The following is a 26674-nucleotide window of genomic DNA, read 5'->3' as shown; positions in this document are numbered from 1 at the left end:
GCAAAAATCAACGGGGCAACAATTGTAGCATCCGATTCAATGACATAAGAAGGCGACTCGATGTGCAGTTTGCCCCATGAAATTTTCTCGTTGGGAACCGCGCCGCTGTATGAGCCGTAGCTGGTTGTAGAATCCGAAATCTGGCAGAAGTACGACCAGAAACTGATTTCATCCATTTGCAAGTCTTGCTTCAGCATGGGTACTACGCAGATAGGGAAATCACCTGCAATGCCGCCACCGATTTGGAAGAAGCCGATACCGTTGCCTATTTTGTGGTTTTGGATATACCATTGTGCCAGCGTAGTCATATACTCGATACCGCTCTTCATCGTGGAAGGTTTCAGTTCGCCTGTTATGCAGTAAGAGGCAAAGATGTTGCCCAGCGTAGAGTCTTCCCAACCCGGTACAAAAACGGGGAGATTGCGCTGGCAGGCAGCCAGCAGCCATGAGTTTTCAGGAGGGATTTGGTAGTACTGCTCCAGCACACCACTTTTGAGCAATTGGTAGAAGAACTCGTGTGGCAAATAGCGCTCACCTTTGTCTTCAGCCCCTTTCCAGAGTTGAAAAATATGCTTTTCTATGCGGCGGATAGCCTCACCTTCGGGAATACAGGTATCAGTAACGCGGTTAAAACCGTTTTCCATCAGATCCCATTCTTCAGCAGGGGTTAGGTCGCGATAACGAGGGATGCGCTTATAGAAATTGTGCGCAACCAAATTAAATACATCTTCTTCTAAGTTGGCGCCTGTGCAGGTAATCGCATGTACTTTTCCTTGTCGGATCATTTCAGCTAGCAAAATGCCCAGCTCGGCGGTAGACATCGCGCCTGCCAGCGTCATGAACATCAAGCCGCCTTTTTCCAGATGCGCTTCGTAGCCTTTAGCAGCATCTACCAGCGCAGCGGCATTGAAATGGCGGTAATTTTTTTCAATAAATTGTGAAATCGGACCTTTCGTAGCCATGATTTGGAGTATGGTGAATAGTTGTTGATTATCAGCAAGTAATAATTTTGTGCCGCGAAATTAGCCATAAATGACTAACTTGCGTCCCATTTAAGGGAGAATGTCATCACCTAATTTCATAGACTACGTCAAAATCTACTGTCGCTCCGGAGCGGGTGGGGCAGGATCAGTGCATTTCCGCCGCGAGAAGTACGTCCCCAAAGGCGGACCTGACGGGGGAGACGGCGGACGGGGCGGGCATATTATTCTGCGCGGCAATGCACAGCTTTGGACACTGCTGCATCTCAAATATACCAAGCATCTCAAAGCGCAGAATGGTGCAGCAGGCACCGGACAAAATTGCAGCGGCAAACAGGGCGACGACCTGATCGTCGAAGTTCCGATCGGAACTATTGTCAGGCATGCCGAAACAGGTCAAAAAATGGCCGAGATTATGCAAGATGGTCAAGAGATTATACTGCTAAGAGGCGGACGCGGCGGACTGGGCAACCAGCATTTTGCAACCCCCACCAATCAGGCGCCGCGCTATGCACAACCCGGCGAGCCTTCTGAAGAGGCATGGGTAATTATGGAGCTTAAGGTGCTTGCAGATGTCGGGCTGGTAGGATTTCCTAATGCAGGTAAGTCCACCTTGCTTTCGGTTATCTCGGCAGCGAAACCTGAGATAGCCGATTATCCATTTACTACTACTACACCCAATTTGGGCGTAGTGCGCTACCGCGACGGGCGTTCCTTTGTCGTGGCAGATATTCCCGGGATCATCGAAGGGGCTGCCGAGGGCAAAGGGCTGGGGTTGCGCTTCCTGCGACACATCGAGCGCAACTCTGTGCTGCTGTTCATGGTGCCTGTGGATAGCAAGCATATTGCCAAAGAATACAATATTCTGCTCAATGAACTGCGCAAATATAATCCCGAATTGCTCGACAAAAAACGACTGCTGGCAGTTACCAAAGCCGACCTAATAGACGATGAGCTAAAAGAAGCCATGAGCCGCGAACTACCCGAAGGAGTACCGGCAGTATTCATTTCTTCCGTTGCCCAGCAAGGCTTACAGGAACTCAAAGACATGCTCTGGAAAGCTATTCAAGACGAAAATCAGCCTCAAGAAGAATTTAAAACGAATCTGCTAAAACTATGACGATCCACCGCGAAGGCTATCCTACGCTACTGCTGACCTTAGTTGTACTGACCGCTGTAAACGTAGCACTGCATTATTTCCTACCTGGACAAGAGCTTATACACAACATCGTGCTGCTCATTAGCTTAGTCCTTTTCCTGATTGTACTACAGTTTTTCCGAAATCCGCACGTAGATATACAAATACAGGAAGGCAAGATCATAGCGCCTGCCGATGGTAAAGTAGTGGTAATTGAGGAAACAATTGAGCACGAATACTTTAAAGATAAGCGCAAACAGGTATCCATCTTCATGTCGCCTTTCAACGTACATGTAAACCGCAATCCGATGTCGGGCGTGGTAAAATACTTTCGCTATCACCCGGGATTATATTTAGTAGCATGGCATCCGAAGGCAAGTACAGACAATGAACGCACCACAATTGTTGTGCAGAACAATGCAGGCATCGAAATTCTTTTGCGCCAGATCGCCGGAGCACTCGCCCGCCGCATCTGCTGGTACATAGAAGAAGGGCAGCGCGTCGTACAAGGTTCAGAATTCGGCTTTATCAAATTCGGTTCTCGCGTAGATATTTTTCTGCCGCTCGACGCAAAAATCACCGTACAAATGAACCAGACAACCACTGCCGGTAAGACAATTATCGCAGAACTTGCCTGAACTTTACAGGGAAATATTCACTGCCCTTCCAAACTATGTGCCTAAACAAACGGTTAGGAATTTATTAAATATTTTAGAGTGCGTATATTTGTGAACCAATCTTAAACGAATCACTTTCGATGACAACAGTTGTAATAGCGTCTATCGTTGCATTTATGGTGCTTATCACCTTGCTGGTATTGCTGTTGCTTTTTGCTCAGGCAAAATTGGTACAGTCCGGTAATGTAAAGATCGTAATTAACGGAGACGAAGCCCATCCGCTCATTGTTCCGGCAGGTTCTACTTTATTGACGACCCTGTCCAATCAAAAAATCTTTTTACCTTCTGCCTGTGGTGGTGGTGGTACTTGTGCCATGTGCAAATGCGTAGTAGAAGACGGAGGCGGCGATGTGTTGCCAACTGAAGTTGGACATTTGAGCCGTGCTGAGCAGAAACAAAAAGTACGTCTTGCATGTCAGGTAAAAGTAAAGCAAGACATGCACATCCACGTGCCCGAAGAAATTTTTGGTATTAAAAAGTGGGAGTGCGAGGTAGTATCGAACTACAACGTAGCTTCTTTTATCAAAGAGTTTGTTGTTAAGTTACCGGAAGGTGAGGTACTTAATTTCCAATCAGGCGGCTACATTCAGATAGACGTACCTCCAATCGAGGTGGACTTTAAAGACATCAATATTGAGCCGCATCCGGAAGATCCTGCGGGCCCTGATAAGTTCAAACCCGAGTGGGATAAATTCAAGATGTGGGATCTAAAGATGAAAAATCCTGAGCCTGTTTTCCGTGCCTACTCAATGGCTAACCATCCGGCAGAAGGTAACATCATCATGTTGAACATCCGTATTGCAACCCCACCATGGGATCGTGCCAACAATAAGTGGATGGATGTCAACCCGGGTATTTGCTCATCTTACGTGTTTACACGCAAACCGGGCGATAAAGTAACTATCTCGGGGCCTTATGGCGAGTTCTTTATCAAGCCAACCAAGCGAGAAATGGTTTATATTGGTGGTGGTGCAGGTATGGCTCCTCTGCGTTCGCACATATTCCACCTGTTCCATACAATGAAAACAGACCGTAAGGTTTCTTACTGGTACGGTGGACGCTCCAGACGCGAGCTATTCTACACCGAGCATTTCCGTGCTATAGAGAAAGAGTTTCCTAACTTCAAGTATTACATTGCGCTCTCTGAGCCATTGCCGGAAGATAACTGGAAAGTAAAAGACAGCATTGACGGGGAAGGTGATGGATTCGTAGGTTTCATCCACCAAGTGTTTATTGATAACTATCTGTCCAAGCATCCTGAGCCTGAGGAAATCGAGTTTTATTTCTGCGGCCCTCCTATGATGAATGCAGCCGTGCTCAAAATGTGCGATGATTTCGGTATTCCACCGGAAAACGTAGCATTTGACGATTTCGGCGGATAGTCCAATCTAAACCCCAATAAAGAGGCTGTCCAGAAAGACTACATGTAGCACAGACTTCAGTTTGTAGCCATCTGATTATCAAGTATTTCAACGATCACAGACTAAAGTCTATGTTACTTTTTGGACAGTTTCTTTTATATTGTAACCTATGCCGGTGATCTATCAGAGATTGACAAACTTGTTCACTAATTTCTCATCGAACAGGATGTATTTGGTAGGCGAAAACAGTTTGCGTCCTCCCGAGGATATACGTGCTGCCAGCGACCTGATCTTCACAGACTTTTCTTTCTTAGCATCGCTGACGGCTACACGCAAAATCTTGAGAAAAATAACGATGTGCGGACATTCGTCTTTGCCCAGCATCCTAATCTGTCGCTGAATGCTATTAACTAACTGTTTGAATAGTTCAAAATCGCCCATAAGACAGTATTGCAGCGCAAGCAGCGACTTAATTTCGATAGTTGCGTGTTGGTATTTTTTCAGGCTGAAAGCATTAAGCAGCGTGTTGAGCCAGCGGGCTGCCTCTTCGTACTTTTCGGCATAATAGCAGCAAATAGCTCTGTAGGTCATATAGTTGATGTACTGCGGGATATTTTCTTCATCCAACTCAAAATCATTGAAAAGCATCTCGTTTTCTTCATACAGGTGTCCCTCGATGCCCAAACGTATGCTGCGCTCAAGTTTAGTCATCAGGAATTGCGAAGGGAAAGTGTAGAGCGAATAGTTAGCAAGCAGCAAGGCAGCAGAGTCATTCACATCCTCGAAATAGCGCTCTGCCTTTTTAAAAACTTTGTAGTGATTGTAATATTCGAGCCGCAGGTACTCAAATACCAGCTTTAGGTGGTGATAAATCGGGTCTAATCCGTACTGCGTAAACTTTTTATGTACGTTGTCTATAATATCTTCTATCGGCTCGTGATCGTCTGTGGGCTTGTCTTCCTCTACAAAAAGGCGATGGAAAATATTCATACAGCTTTGATAGACAAACAAGCGATGCGACTCGTACATTTTTGCAATGTTGCCCATCTCTTCGTTAAGAAGAACCAGTTGCATTTTGTCAATTTCATCACCCGTGAGCGTATAGATGCCGAATTTTTTGAAATAATCTGCCAGCATATCCTCTGCCTTATCTACTGCCAGCATGTAAGCAACGTGGCGGTTATAGGCTTGTGAGTACGAAAAATAATCCGGGGAGTTAATGTGCAGTTTTTTGAGATGCTTGTAAACAATGATCAGTTCGTTAGACAGATCGTAGTCGAGCAGTTCGCGCTCTAAACGCTTCAGCGTAGCAATTGCGATCGCTCTTTTGCGCGTAAAAATAGTCTCGTTGATGTTGGCTACCCGCTTCAAGAGGTCGGTGCGGGGGCTTTCCATTTGCTGTAGCAGGTACTCTTCGATCTTTTGGTTCAGGCGCGAGCGCAGGGTGTAATACGCATTGGTATTTACATCCAGTTCTTCCATGATTTTATTGTCGGATTGCTGCTTTTCGCGCATTGATCGTAGCAGTGTGGCAGACTTTTCTGCATTGCTTTCCAGCAGGGAATTGTAAATTATTTCGTAGTCTCTGTTAGATAGCTGCTTGATAATATTTTTGAGCTTTGCCATTACAACCTAATGTTAAAAAGTACTTACCGCGAAGGTAGCAACTCTTGCATAATTTTGCGCAAATTTACTCCTGTGGTAAACTAATTTTTTTTATAAATAGGACTAATCTAATAAAAACAGTTCTTTTTCGGTGCCTAACTGACTAAAGTATTTAAAAATCGGTTTTTATTACATAATGTTTTTAACAGGCCCTTTGGGCAAAAAAGGCAAAATAGCGCGTCTGGTAATAAAAAATTACTTGCAAAACATACATGAAACTTACTGACGAGTGGCTGCAGCAATAATGAGCGACAGTTCTTTATGTTTCATATGGAATTTACGCCCGATGTATTCGTTGGTCAATTCACCTGAATAGCTGTAAACTCCTTTGGCAAAACCCGAATCCATGTAAATCATTTCATCCACTCCGCCATATTCGCCCATTTGCCTGAGCAAAGGTGTAAAAATATTGCTAATGGCTTTGGTTGCTGTTCGGGCTACACGTGAGGCAATATTAGGAACACAATAGTGAATTACCCCATACCGACGATAGGTCGGAGCGTCGTGGAAAGTTAGTCGCGAGGTTTCAAAGCAGCCGCCATTGTCTATGCTGACATCAATGATTACAGCATCGGGGCGCATTTGGCTGACCATTTCTTCAGTTACCACACAAATAGATCGCCCGTTTTGCGAACGCAAAGCGCCAATGGCAACGTTGGTAGTTTTCAGGGCGCGTGCAAGCGTCGTGGCTTCGATAGTAGAAGTGTAGAGTTGCTGGTCGCCGAGGGAGTGTTTCAGACGGCGCAATTTGTAGAGGCTGTCATCAAAAACTTTGACAGAAGCTCCCAGCCCAAGCGCAGCACGAGCCGCATATTCGGCAACGGTGCCTGCTCCCAAAATAAGCACTTTGGTAGGGGGAACACCCGTGATGCCACCCAGAATAATGCCTTTGCCACCACTTGTGTTGCTAAGTAATTCGGCAGCTATCAGCATGACGGTACTGCCTGCAATTTCGCTCATCGCACGTACCAGCGGCAAGCCGCCGACTTCATCTTCGATCATTTCGTAGGCAATGGCTGTCAACTTTTTCCGATTGACGGCATGCAGGTATTCCTGCGTAACTTTGGCTAATGGCAAAGATGAGATCAGGGTTGCGCGGTGCGACATCATCTCAATTTCTGCCGGGGTGGGCATGTCTATCTTCAAGACAATATCTGCCTTAAAAACTTCTTCGGGCGAGTAAACTATTTGTGCACCAGCCTCGCTGTAGTCGGTATCGGAGTAGCGCGAAGGAAGGCCCGCACCCGATTCGATGTAGATCTCGTGCCCGTGGGCAATTAGTACGCGCACCGATTCAGGGCGAAGCACAATCCTGTTTTCTTGATAGGCGATCTCTTTGGGTAGACCTATTACCAAGCGTTTGTTGCTTTCCTGTACCTTAACAAGCCTTTCCTGCGGGTGGAACAAACGGTGTTCCTGCGCGAGTCGCTTCATTTCAGATTTCAGATGATCAGTCATATCGGTAAAGGTCTATAATGCGCGAAAAATCAGAAGCCGTACTTATACGGACTGTTAAATTTTGGGGTGGAATTAGTCCGGCAATGCGGCTACCCCACTCTATCAGGCAGCGATTACCCGAATAAAAGTACTCTTCTACGCCAATGTCTATGGCTTCTGCCTCGTTGCTAAGGCGATAAAAATCAAAATGGAAAACGGTGGCATTTGTGCCCGGCAGTGCATATTCATTGACTAAAGAAAAAGTAGGACTTGAGACATTTTCTTGCACTCCCCATAGCTTGCAAAGGTGCTGGATCAAGGTTGTTTTGCCTGCGCCAAGGTCGCCCTCGAAGAGCCAGATGGTATGCTGTTGCGCAAAATCGGCTAATGTGCGGGCAATCGCATCCAACTCACCTATGTGGTGGCAAACTAACCGAAGTGCTTCCGAACAAGATTGATGCGTCAAAAAGTCCATTTCTAACAAAGTTACAGAAGTAAATAAAAATAATCATTATCGCGCGTCTCATACTTTACAGGATCGCTTACCTTTGACAAAGCTAATTTACCAATCTTATGCAACAAGCCGCTTTGGATTTTCTTGCTGACCTGAAAGCAAACAACAGCCGCGAGTGGTTTGCCAAACACAAACCACGCTACGAGCAAGCAGCGGCCGACTTTTTGGAGCTTGTCGAAAACTTATTGCAGCGACTGGCTATACGCGAGCCGGCTTTTGCGAACCAAAAAGCCAAAGAATGTGTGTTTCGCATCTATCGCGACACGCGCTTTTCGCCCGATAAAACGCCCTATAAAGTACATCTGGGGGCTTATTTTTGCAAGGGTGGCAAGCAGTCGCCCCTTGCAGGTTATTACCTCCACATACAGCCGGGCGAAAGTTTCATAGCAGGCGGCTGCTGGATGCCTCCCGCGCCAATGTTGCAGGCAATCCGTCAAGAAATAGACTACAACGCTGCCGAATTCCGCGCCATTGTACAAGCCCCCGCCTTTGTCCAGCGTTTTGGCAAACTTTCCGGCGATACTTTGAAAACAGCACCTAAAGGCTATCCTGCCGATCATCCCGAGATTACTTTTCTCAAACACAAAAGTTTTGTTGCTGTTCAGCCGCTGACAGACACGCAGATATTGGCAAGCAATCTCGATGAACAGATCATGGAAAGTATCGCCGCGATGCAACCCTTAGTAGATTTTCTTAACCGTGCCGTAGCAGATATTAGCTAAATTCGGTCAAATAGGTATAATTTCAAATCTTCAAAACACAGCACCATGAAACAAGTTCTTGCCGAAATAATTACCATCGGCGATGAAATACTTTACGGACAGATAACCGATACCAACTCGCAGTGGATGAGCGCCGAGTTAGACAAAATTGGGGTGCGCACCGTCCGCAAAACCTCTATCGGCGACTCAACGGAAGCTATTTTAAACGCTTTGCAAGCCGCCGAAGCCGTAGCGGACATCATCTTGATGACGGGAGGTTTAGGCCCCACCAAAGACGACGTTACCAAGCGCACCTTAGCTGAGTACTTCGGCGCAGCGCTCGTATTTGACCAATCGGTATTGGACAATATCACGCGGCTGTTCAGCGCGCGCGGGCGCGAAGTTACGCCTACCAACCGCCAGCAAGCCTATGTGCCGGCTAACTGCAAAACGCTGCAAAACCTGATTGGCACGGCGCCCGGCATGTGGTTCGAGCGCAACGGAAAGGTGTTTGTTTCTTTGCCCGGCGTTCCCTACGAAATGAAAAAAATGATGAAAGAAACCGTGTTGCCCATGCTACAAACGCGGTTTGAAACCCCGCACATCATCCATCGGATGATTAAAACCATCAATATTCCCGAATCTACCCTTTCCGATTTGATAGAGGAATGGGAACTATCGCTGCCGCCGCACCTCAAACTTGCCTATCTGCCGCGCATGGGGCAGGTGCGCCTGCGACTGACAGGCATCGGCACAGACAAAAAGGCATTGCAAGCAGAGATTGACCGCGAAACGGCAAAAGTTGTAGCCCTGATCGGCAAACACTTCTACGGATACGACGATGACGAAATAGAAACCACAGTAGCCAAGTTGCTGCTCCAGCAAGGTAAAACCATCGCCACCGCCGAGAGTTGTACGGGCGGCTATATCGCCCATCAGTTCACTCAACACGCGGGGTCAAGCCGCTATTTTGTAGGAGGAATTGTAGCTTATAGCAACGAGGTGAAAGTTTCGCAACTCGGCGTACTGCCTGAAACGCTGGCAACTCATGGCGCAGTGAGCGAAGCAACCGTGCGGCAAATGGCTGAAAATGTGCGCATTCGCTATGGGGCAAGCATCGGCATCGCCACCACAGGCATCGCAGGCCCCGACGGCGGCACGCCCGAAAAGCCCGTCGGCACGGTTTGGATTGGCTATGCAGACGGCGCGCAGGTCATCGCCAAAAAACTTGCCCTTGCGCAAGAGCGCAGCCTCAACATCAGTTTGACCTGCAACGCCATTCTTGATTTGGTAAGAAAGCAACTGACTTGCTAACGCAAGATTCATATTGATACAATTTATCGGTAACATGCGCCACCTACTTGAGGCTGTCCAAGAAGGCTGAATCTAGCACAGACTTCAGCCTGTAGCTATTTGGTTATCACGTGATTAACAAATCACAGACTCATGTTACTTTTTGGACAGCCTCGATTTACCCATCATGCAGTTCATAATTGGATAAGCTTTTCAATAGCACAAAACTGTTGTCGCCAGTGTAATTTTGGGCATGAATACTACTGTTGCACAAAAAATTGCTGCGCTGCTGCTGGAAGCTGGCGCGGTTAGGCTCAGCCCACACGAACCTTTCACATGGGCATCAGGCTGGAAATCACCGATTTATTGCGATAACAGGCTTACGTTGTCTTTCCCGCACATTCGCAGCTATATCAAAGAGGCGCTTGCTAATGCTGCTCGTGAAGTGTTTCCGCAGGCAGAAGCTATCGCAGGGGTAGCTACGGCAGGAGTGCCTCAAGGTACGCTTCTGGCAGACCTGCTCAATCTGCCCTTCCTCTATGTGCGCCCCAAACCCAAAGGTCATGGCTTGGAGAATCTGATTGAAGGTAAAATTATGCCGGGCGCTAAGGTGCTGCTGGTCGAAGATCTGGTTTCTACAGGGGGCAGCAGCCTCAAAGCTGCGCAAGCTATCCGCAATGCAGGAATGGAAGCCTACGGTATGCTGGCAACTTTCAGCTACGATTTTGACCTAACCAGACAGAATTTTGAACAGGCAGAAGTGCCCCTCTACACGCTGTGTACCTATCCGACGCTGCTTATAGAGGCTGTAGCTCAAGATCTGATCACAGAAGAGGATATGGCATCGCTACAGGAATGGCGCAAAGCCCCTGAAGTTTGGTGGCAATCATAGAAAGCGGGTTTTCAGTTCGGGCGTGGGCATTCGGCAGGCATCGCGTTTGCCAAACCAGCGGTAGCGATTCTTAGCAACCCAACGATAGATCCCGTCGCGAATAAACGGCGGGATCATAATTCCCACATAAGCGATCTGCCACAGCCCACCGAGCTTGCGAGCAACCTCTATTGCCGCACGCGAGCGCGTATATGCTTTCCCGTCTGTGTAAAAAACAAAAGTATCCAAGTCTGTTGTATCCATGCCAAAGCGCAGCAGCACCTCCTGCCCTGTTTCGGATTGCAGCGAGGCGAATTTCAGCCGCCCCCGGCGGTCTGCATCTATTAGAAAATTGACGATGCCGTTGCACAGGTTGCATGCACCATCAAACAATACGACCGATTCAGATTCCCAGCGATACATGATTCCTTAGCCTTTTCGCTTAATAAATACGTAGCGGATTTTTTTATTGCGCAGCGGACGATAGCCCTCTTCCAGATCGAAAAGTATTGTGTCCTTATGCTGCGGCATGATTAGCAGAGGTGATGCCATGTTGCGGTAGTGCCATGCAAGCACTCCGCCGACAAGCGCCCCGAACAGATGCGACTCCCACGATATATTATGCTGCCCCATCTGGGGAAACACTCCCCGTATCATACCGCCGTACAGGATGCCAACGCCTACTGCAATAATCAGCGAAGCACGATTGCGGCGAAAAAGTCCGGAAAAAAAGAGAAAAGAAGCCAATGCATACACCTGCCCGCTCACCCCGATATGATACGAAGGACGCGCCAGCAGCCACACGCAGATACCCGTAGCAAAGTAAGCAATTGTTAGTACGGGGCGGCTTTCGCGCGGGTAAAACATAAAAACTGCTGTGCATAAGATCAGCAGCGGGCATACGTTTGAGAGTAGATGCATCCAGTCGCCATGTACCAGCGGCGCGGTCAGAATGCCAATTGCCCCCAGCAGCGAACGCGGAAAAATACCCAGACGCGCCCAGTTATAGCCCGAAACCCACTGCAAGAGTGCAAAAAGCCAAAAAGGCACAGTTAGCAACAGGCTCAAAAGGAAACTTCTGGACAGTCGCATCAGCCTTGCTTCTTGAAAAAGGAATCTACAAACTCATCGCGATTGAAAATTTGCAGATCTTCTATTTTTTCGCCCACGCCGATATATTTGACAGGAATTTTGAACTGATCAGAAATTCCGATCACTACTCCCCCTTTGGCAGAGCCGTCTAATTTCGTGATAGCCAGTGAGTTAACTTCTGTAGCCTTAGTAAATTCGATTGCCTGCAGAAATGCATTTTGTCCGGTACTGCCGTCCAAAACGAGCATTACCTCGTGTGGTGCATCGGCAATGAACTTCTGCTGCACGCGCTTAATCTTGGCAAGTTCGTTCATCAGATTCACTTTTGTATGCAAACGTCCTGCAGTATCTATAATGATAATATCCGCGCCCATTTCCGTACCTTTTTTGACGGTATCAAAGGCGACAGCAGAAGGATCAGTATTCATACCGTGGTCTATAACAGGCACCCCTACACGCTCGCCCCAGAGTTTGATCTGATCTACAGCAGCGGCGCGGAAAGTATCCGCCGCACCAATAACAACGCTGTAGCCCTGTTTTTTGAACTGAGCAGCCAGTTTGCCGATGGTTGTGGTTTTGCCTACACCATTTACACCGACGACCATCAACACATAGGGGCGCTTATTTTCAGGAATATGGAAACCATCCAGCGTATTTTGCGGATTTTGCGCCAGCAGCGACTTGATTTCGTCGCGGATGATGCTATCCAGTTCTGAAGTGCTTACGTACTTATCGCGCTTCACGCGGTCTTCTATGCTGCGGATAATCTTGATTGTAGTAGCTGCACCTACGTCGGAAGCAATCAGAATATTCTCCAGTTCGTCGAGTACTTCTTCATCTACCTGCGATTTGCCTGCGATAGCTTTGGTGAGCATTGAGAAAAAACCTTTGCTGCTTTTTTCAAGCCCTTTGTCTAATGATTCTTTTTGCTCTTTGGAAAAAAATCCGAATAAACCCATGGTAATACGGTTGCGTTGGTATTTAACCTTAAAGTTGCGAAGTTTAATAATAAAAACCCTAAGGACTGCTAAAATCCTTAGGGTTTTGAGGCGACAAAAGCGGCTCGACTCAAGTCTGCCGCACAATGACAAAATTACTTCGCACTGAGGAAGTCTTTTACCTGATCTTCAGGCATAATTTCCTCTTTGAAGATATATGCACCGGTTTTAGGCGACTTAACAGCCTTTACAACGCGGGTATATTTCACACCGCCTTCTTTCTTCAGGGTAGCAACTACTTTCTTTGCCATGACGATTACTTAATTTCTCTGTGAACAGTATAGCGCTTCAGAATTGGGTTGTACTTTTTCAGCTCAATGCGCTCGGGAGTATTTTTGCGGTTTTTAGTCGTAACATAACGCGACATGCCGCCCATGCCTGAATTTTTATGCTCAGTACACTCCAAAATTACTTGAATGCGATTGCCTTTCTTTGCCATTGTATCTTGTAAGTTTATGCTGTGCAACAATTATTTCAACTTCACCTTAGGCGACAGCGTACCTTTCAGAGCAGCTGCTTTCAGTACATTGCTCAGACCGTTCTTGGTAATGGTACGCATAGCAGAAGTAGATACTTTCAGCGTTATCCAGCGGTCTTCCTCTGCCAGATAAAACTTTTTCCTCTGCAAATTAGGAGTGAAAGTGCGCTTTGTTTTGTTGTTAGCGTGAGATACGTTGTTTCCAATACGCACACGCTTACCGGTAATATCGCAAATTTTAGACATGGTGGTACTTTTTGAACAGGACTGCAAAATTAGTACAGAGGCGACAAAAAACCAACAGATTGTCAAATAATTAATTTGCTTTCCCTATGACAGCATCGCTGATGCCCATGCTGCTGAACCCGCCGTCGTGGAACAAGTTCTGCATGGTTACTTTGCGGGTCAGATCGGAAAACAGCGTGATAATATAGTCTGCGCACTCGTCGGCAGTGGCATTGCCCAGCGGCGACATGTTGTCAGCATATTTGAGAAACTCGTCGAATCCGCTCACGCCCGTACCTGCGGTGGTAGGTGTAGGCGACTGCGAAACGGTATTCACGCGGATCTTCTGCGATTTGCCGAGGCGGTAGCCGTAGCTGCGAGCAATAGATTCGAGCAGGGCCTTAGCCTGCGCCATATCGCCGTAGTCGGGGAATACGCGCTGCGCTGCGATGTAGCTCAACCCTACGATAGAGGCATAGTCGTTAAAAGCAGCCAGTTTTTCGCCTGTCTGCATCATTTTGTGGAACGAAATAGCAGAAATATCGAGTGTTTTGATAAACCAGTCGTAGTTCAAATCGCCATATTCTTTCTTTTTGCGCACGTTGGGGCTCATACCGATAGAGTGTAACACAAAATCTATCTTGCCGCCCAAATGATCTATTGACTGGCGGTAGAGGTTTTCCAAATCTTCTATCGAAGTAGCATCTGCCGGAATGACAATCGTCTGGCATTCTTCTGCCAATTTATTGATTTCGCCCATGCGCAGGGCAATCGGTGCGTTGGTGAGTGTGAAAGATGCTCCTTCTTCTTTGGCACGCAGCGCTACGCGCCACGCAATAGAGTTGTTGTCTAATGCGCCTGTAATGATACCTCGTTTGCCTGATAACAGCTTATACATCGCTAAATGGTTAGATTAAAGTGGAAAAACCGGGTGCAAATTAACAAACCTGTGTTAGTACGCAAAAATCGAAATAAATTGGCAGCATTTATTTGTTGCCCGAAAACGAGAAAGCGATGCGTGGATTGCGATCTATCCAGCGGCTGATGCTGTCTGCCCAAATGGCTGCAGCTTTTGCAGTCGGGTGTGCGCCATCTTTGCGCCGTTCAAAGTTCAACCGGCGTGAATCGAAGAAGCGCTCATTGCCTATATGCTTGATAATGAGGTTATTAATTCCTGTATCCTCCTTCCAGTTAGGCGGGCCGATCCAAACGTATTCCGCATCGCCCAGTTGGCGGACGATCTCGCGGATATGGTCTTCTTTGGCTGTAATTTTATGGTCGTTGATTTGATTAGCACCCAGCGAAAAAAGCACCAGCGTAGGGCGATAGCTCCTGATCATATGCTCGAGCTTATCGGTTTTTGCCCAACTGTCGGTTGTTGAACCATACCATGGCTGGTAGCGAATATCGAAATTGCCTTTTTTACGCATTTTGCGCCAAGCCAAAAAAAGTCCGTCGCCCATAGAATCGCCTGTGAGTAGGATGCGGTATTGGCTGGTATCATTTTTATCATGGAAAACCAGTTCTTTTCCCTTTTTAACTTTGCCTTTGGCAACAATGCGTTCGTGTCGGCGCAGGGAGTCGGCAACGCGGGCAATGCTGTCCCTAATGGCTGCTTCGCGTTGTGCTTTCAGCCTTTCTGCATTGATCGGAAATTGCGCAGCCCAGCGTATCATGAGTGCAACAACAATTAAAGCAAATATGCCCAAACTGATATTGCGATGTATTGGATTCATATTTTATCGGCATTAGTATTGCTGTTGAATACCTCTCAACTAAATACAAGCCATAAAACAAACGATAAGGCTTTTTGGTTCCCGATTTGCTCATAAGCCAGCATCATAGGCAGACAATCTTTGTAAAATCGCCTTTTAAAAGCTCTCTGTTACAACAGGAAACAACGAACTTTGCAAACATGAACAAAAAGGAAACTTGCACCATGAAATCGCTTTATGGATTAAAATATACTCTTGCTGCAATTGCCATTGCCGTCCTATTGATGGGTACAAGTGCTGTGGCGCAGCAAAGACCTCAGAATAACCAGAAAGCTCCTGCCAGAAAACCGGCTGCCCCCAATCAGAAACCTGCGACGACTACTCAAAAGCCGGTAGTAGCAGCCCAAAAAGCGACGACTACCGCGCCCGTTCAGCGCGATTTGGCTGCTTTAGAGCCGCACTACCAAAATCAAGTATTTCAGATCATTGAATTTTTGGAGTTGATTTTCAACGAGTTGGGATCGAAAGAAACGCCGCTGCAAGACAAAGAAGAAATTATCCGCACCAGCTACCTCAAAGTATTCCGCGACGATAAAGTACAGGTAGAAGACGATCTGGATACGCGCAGGGCTACGCCTACTAATAAAAATGTGCAGTCGTACTTGAAAGACATTGATTTTTTCTTCCGTCAGGCAGAGTTCAAACTGACACATAAACGCACCGAACAACTCATCTCCGAACAGGGTATTCGCGTAGTTAAGGTAACGCTCAACCGCCAACTGACCGCCACATTGCTCGACGGTAGCACAATTGCACACAATCAGTTGCGCTACATCGAGATGAACATTGACTCTGTGCGACGCGAACTGAAAATTGCCAGCATCTACACCAATCGTTTAGACGAGGCGCAAGAACTACAAGAATGGTGGGCGAGTTTATCTCCTGAATGGAAAAAATTAGTTGCACCTCAGTTTGAAGGACTATCGGAAGTTAGTCTCGAACAGCTCCGCACCATTACACAGATAGAAGCACTCGACCTAAGCGCGCCTGCGCGTGCAGGGCTGATCACCTCATTCGATCCGCTTACCGAGCTTACCGGGCTGCGTTCGCTGAAATTAGCACAGACACATATCAGCGATTTGTGGCCGCTGCGCAATCTTTCGCGCCTGCAAAGCCTCGATATTTCGGGTACGCAAGTTAGCTCGCTCGATCCGCTGAAATATCTTTCCTCGCTGCAACAACTGAATCTGGCAGGCCTTGCCATCTCCGATTTGTCGCCTCTGAGCAACTTGTTGCAGTTGCAGCAGCTCAATATCTCCGGTACGCGCGTCAGCGACTGGGAAGCTCTCGCAGAGCTTTCTAATCTGCAAACCTTGCAGGCTACGAATCTGCCTGCCACCAGCCTCAAAGGCATCGAACAACTCAAATCTCTCCAATTTTTGGATGTTTCTAACCTGAAAATCAACAATATAACTCCACTTGCCGCCCTGCCTGTCTTAGAGCGCGTTTATTTAGATAACACGGAAATTTCTACGCTGGGTGCGCTGCGCGGCAAAAGCAGCCTACAGTTGCTCTCTATCAACGGCACGCGCATCAGCAGCCTGAGCGATTTGGGCACAATGCCTGCGCTGGAGCGCATCTATGCCGACGGAACACCACTTACCCGCGAAGAGATTAACCGCTTTATTGCCGCTAATCCCAAATGTTTGGTGATGAATAACAGCGATGCTATGGCAAGTTGGTGGGAACAACTGCCGCGCAACTGGCGCAATGTAATCGTTACCTACGTGCGCGTACACAGCGCCAATCCAAGCCGCGAACAACTGGCGCAAATGGCGCGTCTGACAGAAATAGACATTACCGGCAAGTCGGACATTACCAGTCTGGAGCCGCTCAAGGCACTGCGCGAACTGAAACAACTAAAAGCCAACGGTACTGGGGTGAGCAGTCTTGCGCCGCTGCAATACTTAGACGACCTACAACACATCGAATGCCGCAGCACGTCAGTCAGCGACCTTACGCCGCTTGCAGGCCTCAAGCGCCTTACTTATCTGGATATTTCGGGGACGAAAGTAGCCTCGCTAACAGCTATTCAAGGGCTGCCGGAACTCGCCTTTCTATATGCCGACAATACCTCGATCGAACAAGCGCAATTTGCCACTTATATAGATGCTAAACCCGAGCGCACAGTCATATTCATGACGCGGGTCTTGGAAAATTGGTGGGCGCTACTCACCCCTGAGTGGAAGCAGATTTTCAGGCAGGCAATTGCCCTCCGCCAAGAGAACCCCACAACGGAACATCTGCATCAAATGGCAAAACTGCACATGCTGAATATTCCGGCAGGTACGCGGATTACTTCGCTTGCTCCGGTGGAAATACTTTTCCGCTTACACGAGTTTAACTTTAGCAACACACAGGTGCAGGATCTCTCGCCGCTGAGCAAAGTGCGCACCCTGCGCGTGCTGCGTCTGCCCAATAACCCGATCCGTAGTCTGTCCGCAATCTACAGTTTGAATGGTTTGGAAGTCCTCGACATCCAAAGTACGCCCATCGAAAAAATAGAGGAAGTACTGCCTTTCGTCAACCTGCGCGAACTCAATATTTCAGGTACGCCGATCAGACGACTCCGCGGCATCGAGCAATTGCAGCGCTTGGAACGTCTGAGTTTCTTCAGCACCGCCATTAACAATATTAAGCCGCTGGAAAGTCTTCCTAACCTGAAGAAAGTACAGTGCTACCGAACCAGACTCTCGCCCCGCGCAGTAGAAAATTTCCGACGCATCAGACCGGGCTGCGAGGTAGAGTACTATTAGCCACGCGCCGTTGCACGCGCCGTTGCACGCGCCGTTGCACGCGCCGTTGCACACGCCGTTGCACGCGCCGTTGCATTTTTATGCGCGTCATTCCGAAAATTCAGATAGAAAAATCCGGGCAATTTGTTGGCCCACACGTATGCTGTCGGCACTTCGGAATAGGTTTGCATGTTATTTTTTTGTTGCTTAAACGCGTTGTGCAAACTTTATTTAGGCGCCGAACGTTAATGGTTTATCAATTCTTACACTAAGTATGTAAACTGACAAGCAACAGACGTATCATATAACTACTTTTATTCGTTAACCATTTGTACCCCTACCGCGAATTACATTTTTAATTACCTAATTACCGTTTGCTAGGTTCATTTTAAGGGCATTTATGGTTAATATACGTTACGTTTTGATCAGCTGGCTGTTCTTGTTTGCAATATCTGCAAGTGCAGATGACCGTATCGGGCAATTAATGCAGATCATCAGTCAGGATAAAAAAGATGCGCGGCAAGTAGATGCGATGAATGAGCTTGCCGAGCATCTTGCTGTCAATGAGGTGGAAAAAGCACTTGAACAAGCCCGCCAAGCAGAAAAACTTGCCCGTCAGATCGGATATGTGAAAGGGCAGGCAAAGGCTTTGGAAGTACAGGGAACCATTTGTGCGTTTCGGCAACAAAAGCACGACGATGCGGCAGATTACTTCAAAGATGCCTACAAAATCTATTACAGGGATTATCAGGCCGGTAAGCTCGACAAACAAGTGCTCTACGACTTTGTTACCAAGAAAATATTACCTGCCTATCAGCTCATTACAGGCAAAGAAGAAGATCTGAGCAGACGCGACAAAAGAGCATTGAAAATCTATAAAAACTTACAGAGTGAGTTTACCCCCGTTCTTGCAGAAATAGCAGCCATACGAGAACAAGAAATCCGCAAGCGCGATTCCCGCTTGGACTCTGCCAAAAATCTCTTGGACAGCAAAAAAAATGAGCTTGAATCCAAAGAGGCCGAACTTAGGCGCAAAGAAGCCGAGTTGCAAAATAAAAACAAGCAACTGAGCAGTAACAAACGCGACCAATTCCAACTGGTGAATATGAATGCTCGGTTAGGCGACAGTTTGCGCCGCTCGTCGGACAGCCTGAAAATGACGATGGATAGCCTTGCGCAAATGGCCGAACACTTGAAAATCACAACTGAAATGCTAATGCTGCACGAAATCCGCCTGCAACAGGCAGCAGTAAGAGCGCTTGAAGAGAAAAACCGCAACATGATATTAGAGCAGGAAAAGAAACAGCAGCAACGCATTATCTACCTCTCGCTGGCAGCACTTGGCGTCTTACTCATCATCGGCGTGCTAATTTATCGGAACAACCGCGCACAACGCAAACTCAATATCTTATTGACTAAACAACGCAACGAATTGGCGGAAAAGAATGCGGAAATAGAGATGCAGAAAGAAGAAATTCTGGCGCAAAATCAGAATATTATGCAGCAGAATATACAGATAGAAGCCCAACGCGATAAAATCCACGCCAAAAACCAGCAGATTATCGCAGGGCTGAACTATGCAAGCCGCATTCAGTCTTTCATGTTGCCGTCTATCGAATACATCAGACAGTCTATTCCTGAATTCTTTGTATTTTACAAGCCTCGCGACGTAGTCAGCGGCGACTTCTATTGGTTTGGCAAAATTGGTGAAGGTGCAAATGCACCACTGGTAGTTGCCGCAGCCGACTGTACCGGCCACGGCGTGCCGGGCGGCTTTATGAGTATGATCGGCAATAAATTGCTCGATGAAATCATCTACATCCGCAATATTCATTCCCCGGAACTGATCCTGAACGAAATGCACAAAGGCATTATCAAGTCGCTGCGTCAAAATGAAACACGCAACAACGATGGTATGGATATTTCCATCGTAATTATCCATCCGGCGGAACAAAAAATAGCAGTTGCCAGCGCAAAAAGTCCTGTGGTTTACATTCAAAACGAAGAATTGCGCGAAATCAAAGGCGATAAGCTACCGATCGGCGGTGTAGTAACCGAGCAGCGCGACTATACGCTCCATCACATTGATGTCAGTCAACCCGCTATGATCTATATGTTTTCCGACGGTTTGCAAGATCAATTTGGCGGCCCTGAAGGACGCAAGTTTACGCTTCGCAACCTGCGCAACAAGCTCGCGTCTATCTACGACCAACCGATAGAAGCCCAGCAACAAGCTGTTGAAACTACCATGAAAAAATGGATGGAAGGCTATGGAACAACATATAAGCAGATTGACGATATGATGCTGCTTGGCTTTAGAATAGGTGGTAAAGCAGTAAACGCATAAAAATATTTGGTTGATTAAATACTCAGGCAAATTAAAGTTTCTTTGTTGCCGTTGCGCTACGCGCCTATGACGACACATTTACAGCTTTGTAGCTAATAAAATTGCACAACAGCCTATCAAAAATTAGCAAGCCAACATGTTATACTAAAATGAATTATCTACCGTGCAGTTTTACACAAGGAGGCTGTCCAAAAAGTAACATAGACTTTAGTCTATGATCGTTGAAGTAATTGATAATCAGAGGGTTACAGACTAAAGTCTGTGCTACATTCAGCCTTTTTAGACAGCCTCTACAGGGCAATTATCATACTATCCCGAAAATTTATGCTTATGGATTTCTGAGGTTTTAAGTAGCTTGCAGCCAATGCCGCCGCCAGAAATAGATAGCCGAAACCAGTATCAGCAGAGTACCTGCAATCGAGACAATATAGCTTCCTTGTACGAAAAACGGCAGCCAGCCTGTGGCTTGCTGTCCAAAATTTTTGTAGAATAATACCGATACGCTGCCCACATAGCCAAAAGAGTCAGCAAGATAGATCAGAAAACCAACATTGCCTGCGTGGCGGAAGGTAGCAATCAAGCGATCGAAAAGGACGCTGTTGAAAGGTACGTAGCCCAGATACAGCCCAAAACCAACGCTGATAATCCACCAGACAGGGGAGATAATACCCGCCTCGAAACCCAGTGTCGCCAATCCGACAAGTACAAATCCGCCGCCAATCATCGCATGGTTAATAAGGAATGCCCGCAGATTGTCTTTGACTAACATCATCAGGCTGACGGCTATCATCACGGCGAGGGCAACAGGCGTTTCGGTCAGTGTAAATATCTGCGGCGAGCCGCCATAGCCCAGCGCCTGCCAGATTTCGGCAGCATAGTTATCGCGAAAGTCGCGGTAAATGGTCAGCAGGATGTAGGCCAAAATCAGACTCACTAAGCCACCTGCAAAACGGCTGAAGAATGCCAGTCGCTCTGCTCCACTCATGGGTTCGCGGCGGGTGCGGGCTGCTTCGTCGGCAGCAGAGGGCGGCGGCAACTGCTCCAGCAGCCAGATAAACACCACTAAGGGCGCAGCAAAACCGACAGCTACGACTAAGGGCATCAAAAAAGGACTAATGCCCAAGCCATTGACTACCCACAGGGCAATACTTTTGGAAATGCCCGACGAAAAGATGAAACTGACCGACAGTCCTGCGCCCAGTACTTCGGTTACGCGCCTGCCCTCCAGATAGCCAATCATCAGTCCCCAGCCCATACCCAGCGGCAAGCCATTGAAAAATAAGCAGATAATATTGTAAGGTGCCGGTATGAGCGCAAAGCCAAGCCACGAAGTCAGCGCAACTGCAACCATAACAGCAATGCTGACTGCCCGTTTACCGTGCGACATTTCGGCAATCAGTTTGATGCCGATAAATTTGGACAGCATATAGCCGAGCACCTGCGCCGTAATCAGCCAGATTTTATAGTCAATGCCTGCAAATACAAGCCCCTCAAAAGTAGCTGCCGTAAAAGGTTTCCGAAGTGCAAAAATGCAAGTGTAAGCACAAAAAGCAGCGCCTGCTGCATAGGCAGAAAAGGCAGCTGGCGAACTTTGGGAAAGCCATTGTTGTAGGCGGTTTGAGATGGTGGACATAAGGGGCTACCGATGGTTTATCGCGCTGTGAGTTCGTTGATGCCGCTTTTGAGCGGGTAAATTTTTCCGTTCCACACAAAAGTTCCTTCGATACCTTGCGGAAGTTCTACAACTGCTTTGATAGCATTGCGCGGTTGGCGTGTGAGCGATACGCGAATCATCCCTTCCGGGTGCGGCATAGAGGCAGTTACGCGATTGAGCATTCCCAAGGCCGGAGCCACACGAACAGCGGTAAATCCCGGCGCATCGGGTGTGATGCCGCAGATAGTCGCCAGAAAGTCGTAGTTGGGGCTTGCTGACCATGCGTGGCAGTCCGAGCGCGTTGGTTCGCTTTTTTCGGCAAAGGTAGTCAGCCCGATAGCGAGCATCTCGCGCCAAGGCTGCAAGGTGGCATAGTAAAAATCTGCCAAGCCGGCTTTCACCATTGCCCGTGTGAGGTAGAACCGATAGTACAGACTGGCCTGCGTAACGCTCTCATCGGCGAGCGCCCGCTCGATCAGACTTGCCTGTTGGAGCATAGGTGCGCCTCCGCTCAATACAGCCATAATCTGTGCATGTTGGCTGAAGGTTTTTTTCTCGGGCGTATCGGCTACCAGTCCTTTTTTGATGTCATAACAGGCGTTGTAGGTTTCTCGTGCCAGTTGTTCTGCCTGTTGCAAATAGATGGCAGCAAGTTCCTTCTGTTCGTAGTACTCCAGCAGTTCGGCAGCTTGCCGCAGGGTGTAGGCATAGTGGAAAGTCAATACAGAGGAGTAGCTCTTGTCTGCCCCTTCCGGTACGCCGCCGATATTGGTTTCGTTCATGTATTGCCACTGCTCCGTCCAGTCGGTAAAGTTCCACCAAGGCAGCCCCCCAAGCATGTCTTCGCTGCGGTCGGTGTTGTCTGCAAACCACTGCAAAACCTGCTGTATGCCGGGCAGCATTTGTCGCACAAAATCGTCGTCGCGGCGGTGCATCCAGTAGTCGTGTACCATCGAGACCCAGTAGAGTGAAAAAGGCGGTATAAATTGCTGCACAGCGCTCGGATAACGCGCCTGCGTCAGTCCTTCGGGAACGCGGGAATGGTTGATGTCTTGGATGGCTTTGCGCACCAGCCGATCGTCGCCACTGACGTATAGGGAAATCAGCGCTTGTATGCGCGCATCGCCCACGTATTGGAGTTGTTCGTAGTAGGGGCTGTCATAGTAGGTTTCGTTGGCGCAAAGTCGCGCTGTGCGCCAGCCCGTTTTCCAGATTTTTTCCAGTTCCGCATCATCGCTGCTAAACCGCGCATTCTCTTCCATTGGATAGGCGGTAAACTGATGCGTAATGTCGCTGATAATCAATGGTTCTTCGGCGGTTTGGATGTCTAACTGCACGTAGCGAAAAGTCCGGAACCACAGCGGGCGAAACAGGCGGTTTGCGCCACCGTCGGGCAGGAAGCGGTCTTTATAGCCAAAAATTTTCAGCCCGTCTATGCGGTCGCGGTGGTGCTTTTGCCAATCGGCATCTACCAATGCCTCTGCGTAAGTAATTTCAATGCTCGCACCTTTGCCGCCCTGTACAATCAGTTCAGGATAGGCGGTTGTCAGTTGTTTGTTGTCCAATAAAATAGCTGCATGCGTATTGGGCGGAATGCTTAGGGGCTGCTTCCCCTTGAGCCAGTTGTCGGAAATATTGGCAATACCTGTGCTGCGGCGCACCTGTGCAAATCGCTCGGTATTTTCCTGCCAGAGCGGAATGGTGCGCGGGGTGAGATAGTATGCCGACCCTGTGCCTCTGCCGCGCGGCATGCCCTTGTAGAGTGGAATGGCTACTTGCCACGCGCTGTCGTTGTAATTTTTATCTTCCCAACCCCAAGGGTAGCGGCTGCCTGCAACTTCTTCGCCCGGGCCAACCACGATGAAATTTCGCACATCTTCCATGCGGATAGGAATGGGGCTAATCGCCTGATTACGCAATACTTTCCATGTGGAATTTGTGTTAATAAACGATTCGTTTTCGGTGTTGCCTTGCAAAATGAAGCCTGTTTGATAGCTGATTTGCGCCCAAGGCGCATGCTCGGCAAAGTTCCAGACAACGGCAGCCAGCGTATTGCCTCCGGTTTGCAAATAGGGGGCAATGTCTAATGTTTCAAAGTTCCAATAGGCAAGATCGCTGCGAGCAGGGCCGTGCGCAACAGGCACGCCATTGACAAACAACCGGTAGCGATTATCTGCCGAAACATGAACGATAAATCTGTTGGGTTTGACTTCTAAGACAAAGTTTTTGCGAAAGTGATACACACCAAACGATTTGAGCGGCACGTCAGGACAGGCAATCCAGAAGGCTTCCCACTCGCGGTTGAGTATGCGCGGGTGAATATCGGCGCTTTGCGCCAAGAGCACAAAAGGCAGCCAACAAGCAATCAGATATGGCAGCAGTTTTTTCATCATTTTTTACGTCAGGCCATATTAAATATTTTCGCTTTATCCTGCAAGCAGACAAATAGCTGCGCTTATTTTGCTTTCATTGCCCTGTCCAACGCAAAATTTCCAAATAGCTGGGCTGCGTTGCACTATGAAAAATAGTTTGTGTGGCTTTAACGTAATGTTCGGGTTTTGTGTCTTTATACAGATTAGCTACATAAGTTTGCGGATTAATTTCAATCATAGGAAAAGCTGTGCTTTGTATTTGTATCATAATTTTGTGTCCTTTTTTGAAAGTGTGCATAATGTCTTGCAAAGGAATTTTTATTTGAGTAGGCTGATTGGGAATCATAGGCTTGGGCCTATAAAAACTTTCACGCCAACGACTTCTAAATACTTCGCTGCGCACCATTTGTTGGTATCCGCCCATTTGAATGTGCGGCGGATTATGGAAAAAATTAGGATGGTCTAGCGGATATACGTCTATTAATTTTACGAACCAATCAGCATCCGTACCTGTCGTCGCTACGATTAAATTCATCAAACTTCCGCCTACTAAGGTTATATCTTCCGTTAAAATATCTGTTTCAAAAGTAAGTACATCGGGGCGGCGCGCTGCAAATCGTTGGTCGTCTGTCATATACTCGCGCGTCATGGTTGGTGCAATATTTTCGTAGCTTGGCACGGGTTTTTTAGGGTCGCTAATGTAGCTGCTTGCAGATGTTGCCTTTGTAGGCGCAGCGTTTATGGTAAGTTTTCCGTTTTCTTGCAAATACAATCTTATTGTTTGAGTTTCTTTGGGAGGCCATTTGTCAAAAGTGCGCCATTCATTTTTACCCGTAATAAAAATAGAGGCTTCGGGCAACGGAGGCGTTCCTTTTCCATCTTTTTTCAAAAAATGCTCAAAAAATTTTTGCTCTATGTGTTTCGCGTAATAATTAGAGATAGTATCGCCAAAATCTATGTTGCCGTGAGTTAATCTGCCAAAATCTCTTGCCCATCCGCCGTGCCGCCAAGGTCCGAACACGCAAATATTATAGGCTTGGGGACTTTTTCGTTCGATGTTGTAATAAGTTTGAAAACTACCGTAAAGGTCTTCAGCATCGTACCACCCCCCTACGGTCATAACGGCGTGTGTGATGCTATCGGTGTGGTTTAAAATATTTCTTCTTTCCCAAAAAGCGTCATAATTGGGATGGTCTTTTATTTGTTGCCAAAGTATGTTGTCTTTTCCGTAATATCGGTCTATGTTGGGCGTTGGGCCTAAGTTTAAGTAAAATTGATAACCGTCTTGCGTTCCCATTTTTACTTGTTTGTCTGCAAACCAATCTTTTGTGGTCAGGGAGTCTTTTTGATAACCAAAAACGTGATTAAAGTTTGTAGAAGTAAGCACAAAAGCGCCTTGATGGTGAAAATCGTCATACCAAATATCCGCCATAGGCGCTTGCGGGCTGCTGGCTTTGAGAGCAGGGTGACGGCACAGAGAAGAGGCGGTTGTATAAAAACCGGGATAGCTAATGCCATAAATGCCTACGTTGCCGTTTGTATATTTTGCCAAATGCGCAAGAAGCCACTCGATTGTGTCATAAGTATCGCTGGCTTCGTCTATGCTATCTTTACTTGTTTTTTGGCGAATGTGCGGCGTCATATTTTCGTAATAGCCTTCGCTCATGTACCGACCACGCACATCCTGATATACAAAAATGTATTTGTCTAACATCAACAACCGGCTGGGGCCTAAACGCTTAGGGTATTTATCTTCTCCATAAGGGCGGCATGTGTAAGGCGTTCTTTGCATCAATATAGGATATTTTACAGTAGTATCTCTTGGAATATATACGGCTGTAAAAAGATGTTTGCCATCTCGCATAGGTATTCTAAACTCTTTTTTGAAATAATTGGCTACAATCCAAACGCTATCCGCATCTAATTGCGCTTTGATTGCTTTTTGTACAGAATCTTGATAAGTTGTTACTTGAATGCACGGGGATGCGTTCGCTAAGGCGCTTTCTTTTTTTTGACAAGAGCATACGCTGCCGAAAGCAAATGATGCAAGCAGTAGAGCAATTGCTTTTAAAATTCTGACTTTCATATTCTCACGCTGAAACGAAGGATTTTTTAATATAAGCAAACATTTTACATAAAGCAAGCTATTTTTTTGCTAAGTTTTATTTTTAGCAGATTTTGAAAGATAGCAAGCCGCTTTTCATAACCAAACGAAGATAACGCCACATTCTCCACAGTTATGGCTTTTCACTCTTTATATTCACAATGCCGTGTTAAACAAACATGTTGCTTTGCAGTTACTAATTTATTGTTAATCAACAGGTTTTTAGAAAAAGAAAACTTAACAACAGAAATGTCAGA

At 47.2% G+C, this 26674-nt stretch carries 24 protein-coding genes; 8 read left to right on the top strand and 16 right to left on the bottom strand.

Translation table 11 applies throughout. The features are described 5' to 3' along the window. Positions 1 to 962, bottom strand: a 962-nt coding sequence (locus tag ACWIP2_RS12655) for a deoxyhypusine synthase family protein (RefSeq protein WP_448520305.1), incomplete at its 3' end; no start/stop codon positions are given. Between the two features lie 100 nt (positions 963 to 1062). Between ACWIP2_RS12655 and obgE the strand changes: the two genes are divergently transcribed. The 3 genes from obgE (at position 1063) to nqrF (ending at position 4177) form a co-directional block, all read left to right on the top strand. Next, the gene (gene obgE, locus ACWIP2_RS12650; RefSeq protein WP_448520304.1) at positions 1063 to 2100 is read left to right on the top strand and encodes a GTPase ObgE; all 1038 of its coding nucleotides are present in this window, start codon (positions 1063 to 1065) and stop codon (positions 2098 to 2100) included. Beyond that, positions 2097 to 2756 (top strand): phosphatidylserine decarboxylase family protein, encoded by a 660-nt coding sequence (locus tag ACWIP2_RS12645; RefSeq protein WP_448520303.1) that lies wholly within the window; start codon positions 2097 to 2099, stop codon positions 2754 to 2756. The genes obgE and ACWIP2_RS12645 overlap by 4 nt, the downstream gene beginning before the upstream one ends. A gap of 119 nt (positions 2757 to 2875) precedes the next feature. Beyond that, the gene (gene nqrF, locus ACWIP2_RS12640; protein ID WP_448520302.1) at positions 2876 to 4177 is read left to right on the top strand and encodes an NADH:ubiquinone reductase (Na(+)-transporting) subunit F; all 1302 of its coding nucleotides are present in this window, start codon (positions 2876 to 2878) and stop codon (positions 4175 to 4177) included. A gap of 162 nt (positions 4178 to 4339) precedes the next feature. On the opposite strand, the gene ACWIP2_RS12635 is transcribed toward nqrF, so the two are convergent. From ACWIP2_RS12635 to tsaE, 3 genes are all read right to left on the bottom strand, one after another. Further along, on the bottom strand, positions 4340 to 5782 hold the full coding sequence (locus tag ACWIP2_RS12635; protein ID WP_448520301.1) for a hypothetical protein: 1443 nt from the start codon (positions 5780 to 5782) through the stop codon (positions 4340 to 4342). Positions 5783 to 6040: 258 nt separating this feature from the next. Beyond that, complete coding sequence (locus ACWIP2_RS12630) at positions 6041 to 7279, bottom strand: alanine dehydrogenase (protein ID WP_448520300.1); 1239 nt, start codon at positions 7277 to 7279, stop codon at positions 6041 to 6043. Next, a complete protein-coding gene (gene tsaE, locus ACWIP2_RS12625; protein WP_448520299.1) occupies positions 7272 to 7733 on the bottom strand; it encodes a tRNA (adenosine(37)-N6)-threonylcarbamoyltransferase complex ATPase subunit type 1 TsaE in 462 nt (153 codons plus the stop codon). The genes ACWIP2_RS12630 and tsaE overlap by 8 nt, the downstream gene beginning before the upstream one ends. A gap of 98 nt (positions 7734 to 7831) precedes the next feature. Here tsaE and ACWIP2_RS12620 point away from each other — a divergent pair, with 98 nt between their 5' ends. The 3 genes from ACWIP2_RS12620 (at position 7832) to pyrE (ending at position 10658) form a co-directional block, all read left to right on the top strand. After that, complete coding sequence (locus ACWIP2_RS12620; protein ID WP_448520298.1) at positions 7832 to 8494, top strand: DUF2461 domain-containing protein; 663 nt, start codon at positions 7832 to 7834, stop codon at positions 8492 to 8494. 45 nt (positions 8495 to 8539) lie between these two features. After that, positions 8540 to 9787, top strand: a complete 1248-nt coding sequence (locus ACWIP2_RS12615) for a competence/damage-inducible protein A (RefSeq protein WP_448520297.1) — start codon at positions 8540 to 8542, stop codon at positions 9785 to 9787. A 232-nt stretch (positions 9788 to 10019) separates the two neighbouring features. Then, positions 10020 to 10658 carry an orotate phosphoribosyltransferase gene (pyrE, locus tag ACWIP2_RS12610; RefSeq protein ID WP_448520296.1) on the top strand — a complete coding sequence of 213 codons (639 nt, stop codon included), beginning with the start codon at positions 10020 to 10022 and terminating at the stop codon, positions 10656 to 10658. Here the strand turns inward: pyrE and ACWIP2_RS12605 are convergent. The 8 genes from ACWIP2_RS12605 to ACWIP2_RS12570 form a co-directional block, all read right to left on the bottom strand. After that, the gene (locus tag ACWIP2_RS12605; RefSeq protein ID WP_448520295.1) at positions 10653 to 11060 is read right to left on the bottom strand and encodes a thiol-disulfide oxidoreductase DCC family protein; all 408 of its coding nucleotides are present in this window, start codon (positions 11058 to 11060) and stop codon (positions 10653 to 10655) included. The genes pyrE and ACWIP2_RS12605 overlap by 6 nt on opposite strands. Before the next feature lie 6 nt (positions 11061 to 11066). Further along, positions 11067 to 11729 (bottom strand): rhomboid family intramembrane serine protease, encoded by a 663-nt coding sequence (locus tag ACWIP2_RS12600; RefSeq protein ID WP_448520294.1) that lies wholly within the window; start codon positions 11727 to 11729, stop codon positions 11067 to 11069. Then, on the bottom strand, positions 11729 to 12688 hold the full coding sequence (gene ftsY, locus ACWIP2_RS12595) for a signal recognition particle-docking protein FtsY (RefSeq protein ID WP_448520293.1): 960 nt from the start codon (positions 12686 to 12688) through the stop codon (positions 11729 to 11731). Before ftsY ends, ACWIP2_RS12600 begins: the two co-directional genes overlap by 1 nt. 134 nt (positions 12689 to 12822) lie before the next feature. Beyond that, positions 12823 to 12978, bottom strand: coding sequence for a DUF4295 domain-containing protein (locus ACWIP2_RS12590; RefSeq protein WP_448520292.1), 156 nt, complete (start codon positions 12976 to 12978; stop codon positions 12823 to 12825). Positions 12979 to 12983: 5 nt separating this feature from the next. Continuing rightward, positions 12984 to 13166 (bottom strand): 50S ribosomal protein L33, encoded by a 183-nt coding sequence (gene rpmG / locus ACWIP2_RS12585; protein WP_448520291.1) that lies wholly within the window; start codon positions 13164 to 13166, stop codon positions 12984 to 12986. A gap of 30 nt (positions 13167 to 13196) precedes the next feature. Then, the gene (gene rpmB / locus ACWIP2_RS12580) at positions 13197 to 13451 is read right to left on the bottom strand and encodes a 50S ribosomal protein L28 (RefSeq protein WP_448520290.1); all 255 of its coding nucleotides are present in this window, start codon (positions 13449 to 13451) and stop codon (positions 13197 to 13199) included. A gap of 70 nt (positions 13452 to 13521) precedes the next feature. Then, positions 13522 to 14328: an enoyl-ACP reductase FabI gene (locus ACWIP2_RS12575; protein WP_448520289.1), complete on the bottom strand. Its 807-nt coding sequence runs from the start codon at positions 14326 to 14328 to the stop codon at positions 13522 to 13524. Between the two features lie 88 nt (positions 14329 to 14416). Further along, on the bottom strand, positions 14417 to 15166 hold the full coding sequence (locus ACWIP2_RS12570) for an SGNH/GDSL hydrolase family protein (RefSeq protein WP_448520288.1): 750 nt from the start codon (positions 15164 to 15166) through the stop codon (positions 14417 to 14419). A 179-nt stretch (positions 15167 to 15345) separates the two neighbouring features. Between ACWIP2_RS12570 and ACWIP2_RS12565 the strand changes: the two genes are divergently transcribed. Further along, positions 15346 to 17961 (top strand): leucine-rich repeat domain-containing protein, encoded by a 2616-nt coding sequence (locus ACWIP2_RS12565; protein WP_448520287.1) that lies wholly within the window; start codon positions 15346 to 15348, stop codon positions 17959 to 17961. On the opposite strand, the gene ACWIP2_RS12560 is transcribed toward ACWIP2_RS12565, so the two are convergent. After that, on the bottom strand, positions 17958 to 18131 hold the full coding sequence (locus tag ACWIP2_RS12560; protein ID WP_448520286.1) for a hypothetical protein: 174 nt from the start codon (positions 18129 to 18131) through the stop codon (positions 17958 to 17960). The two genes, ACWIP2_RS12565 and ACWIP2_RS12560, sit on opposite strands and share 4 nt — an antisense overlap. 293 nt (positions 18132 to 18424) lie before the next feature. Here ACWIP2_RS12560 and ACWIP2_RS12555 point away from each other — a divergent pair, with 293 nt between their 5' ends. Then, complete coding sequence (locus ACWIP2_RS12555) at positions 18425 to 20287, top strand: SpoIIE family protein phosphatase (RefSeq protein ID WP_448520285.1); 1863 nt, start codon at positions 18425 to 18427, stop codon at positions 20285 to 20287. A gap of 346 nt (positions 20288 to 20633) precedes the next feature. Here ACWIP2_RS12555 and ACWIP2_RS12550 read toward each other — a convergent pair whose 3' ends face one another. The 3 genes from ACWIP2_RS12550 to ACWIP2_RS12540 all read right to left on the bottom strand — a co-directional run bounded on the left by ACWIP2_RS12550 (position 20634) and on the right by ACWIP2_RS12540 (position 26249). Continuing rightward, the gene (locus tag ACWIP2_RS12550) at positions 20634 to 21920 is read right to left on the bottom strand and encodes a DUF5690 family protein (RefSeq protein ID WP_448520284.1); all 1287 of its coding nucleotides are present in this window, start codon (positions 21918 to 21920) and stop codon (positions 20634 to 20636) included. Between the two features lie 17 nt (positions 21921 to 21937). After that, positions 21938 to 24331 (bottom strand): alpha-L-rhamnosidase-related protein, encoded by a 2394-nt coding sequence (locus ACWIP2_RS12545; protein ID WP_448520283.1) that lies wholly within the window; start codon positions 24329 to 24331, stop codon positions 21938 to 21940. A gap of 76 nt (positions 24332 to 24407) precedes the next feature. Further along, positions 24408 to 26249 carry a CocE/NonD family hydrolase gene (locus tag ACWIP2_RS12540; RefSeq protein ID WP_448520306.1) on the bottom strand — a complete coding sequence of 614 codons (1842 nt, stop codon included), beginning with the start codon at positions 26247 to 26249 and terminating at the stop codon, positions 24408 to 24410. Positions 26250 to 26674: the final 425 nt, after the last annotated feature.

The sequence above is a fragment of the Rhodoflexus sp. genome (assembly GCF_053489755.1).
The sequence above is the reverse complement of the archived record's forward strand: the minus strand, read 5'-3'. Positions and strand labels throughout refer to the sequence as shown.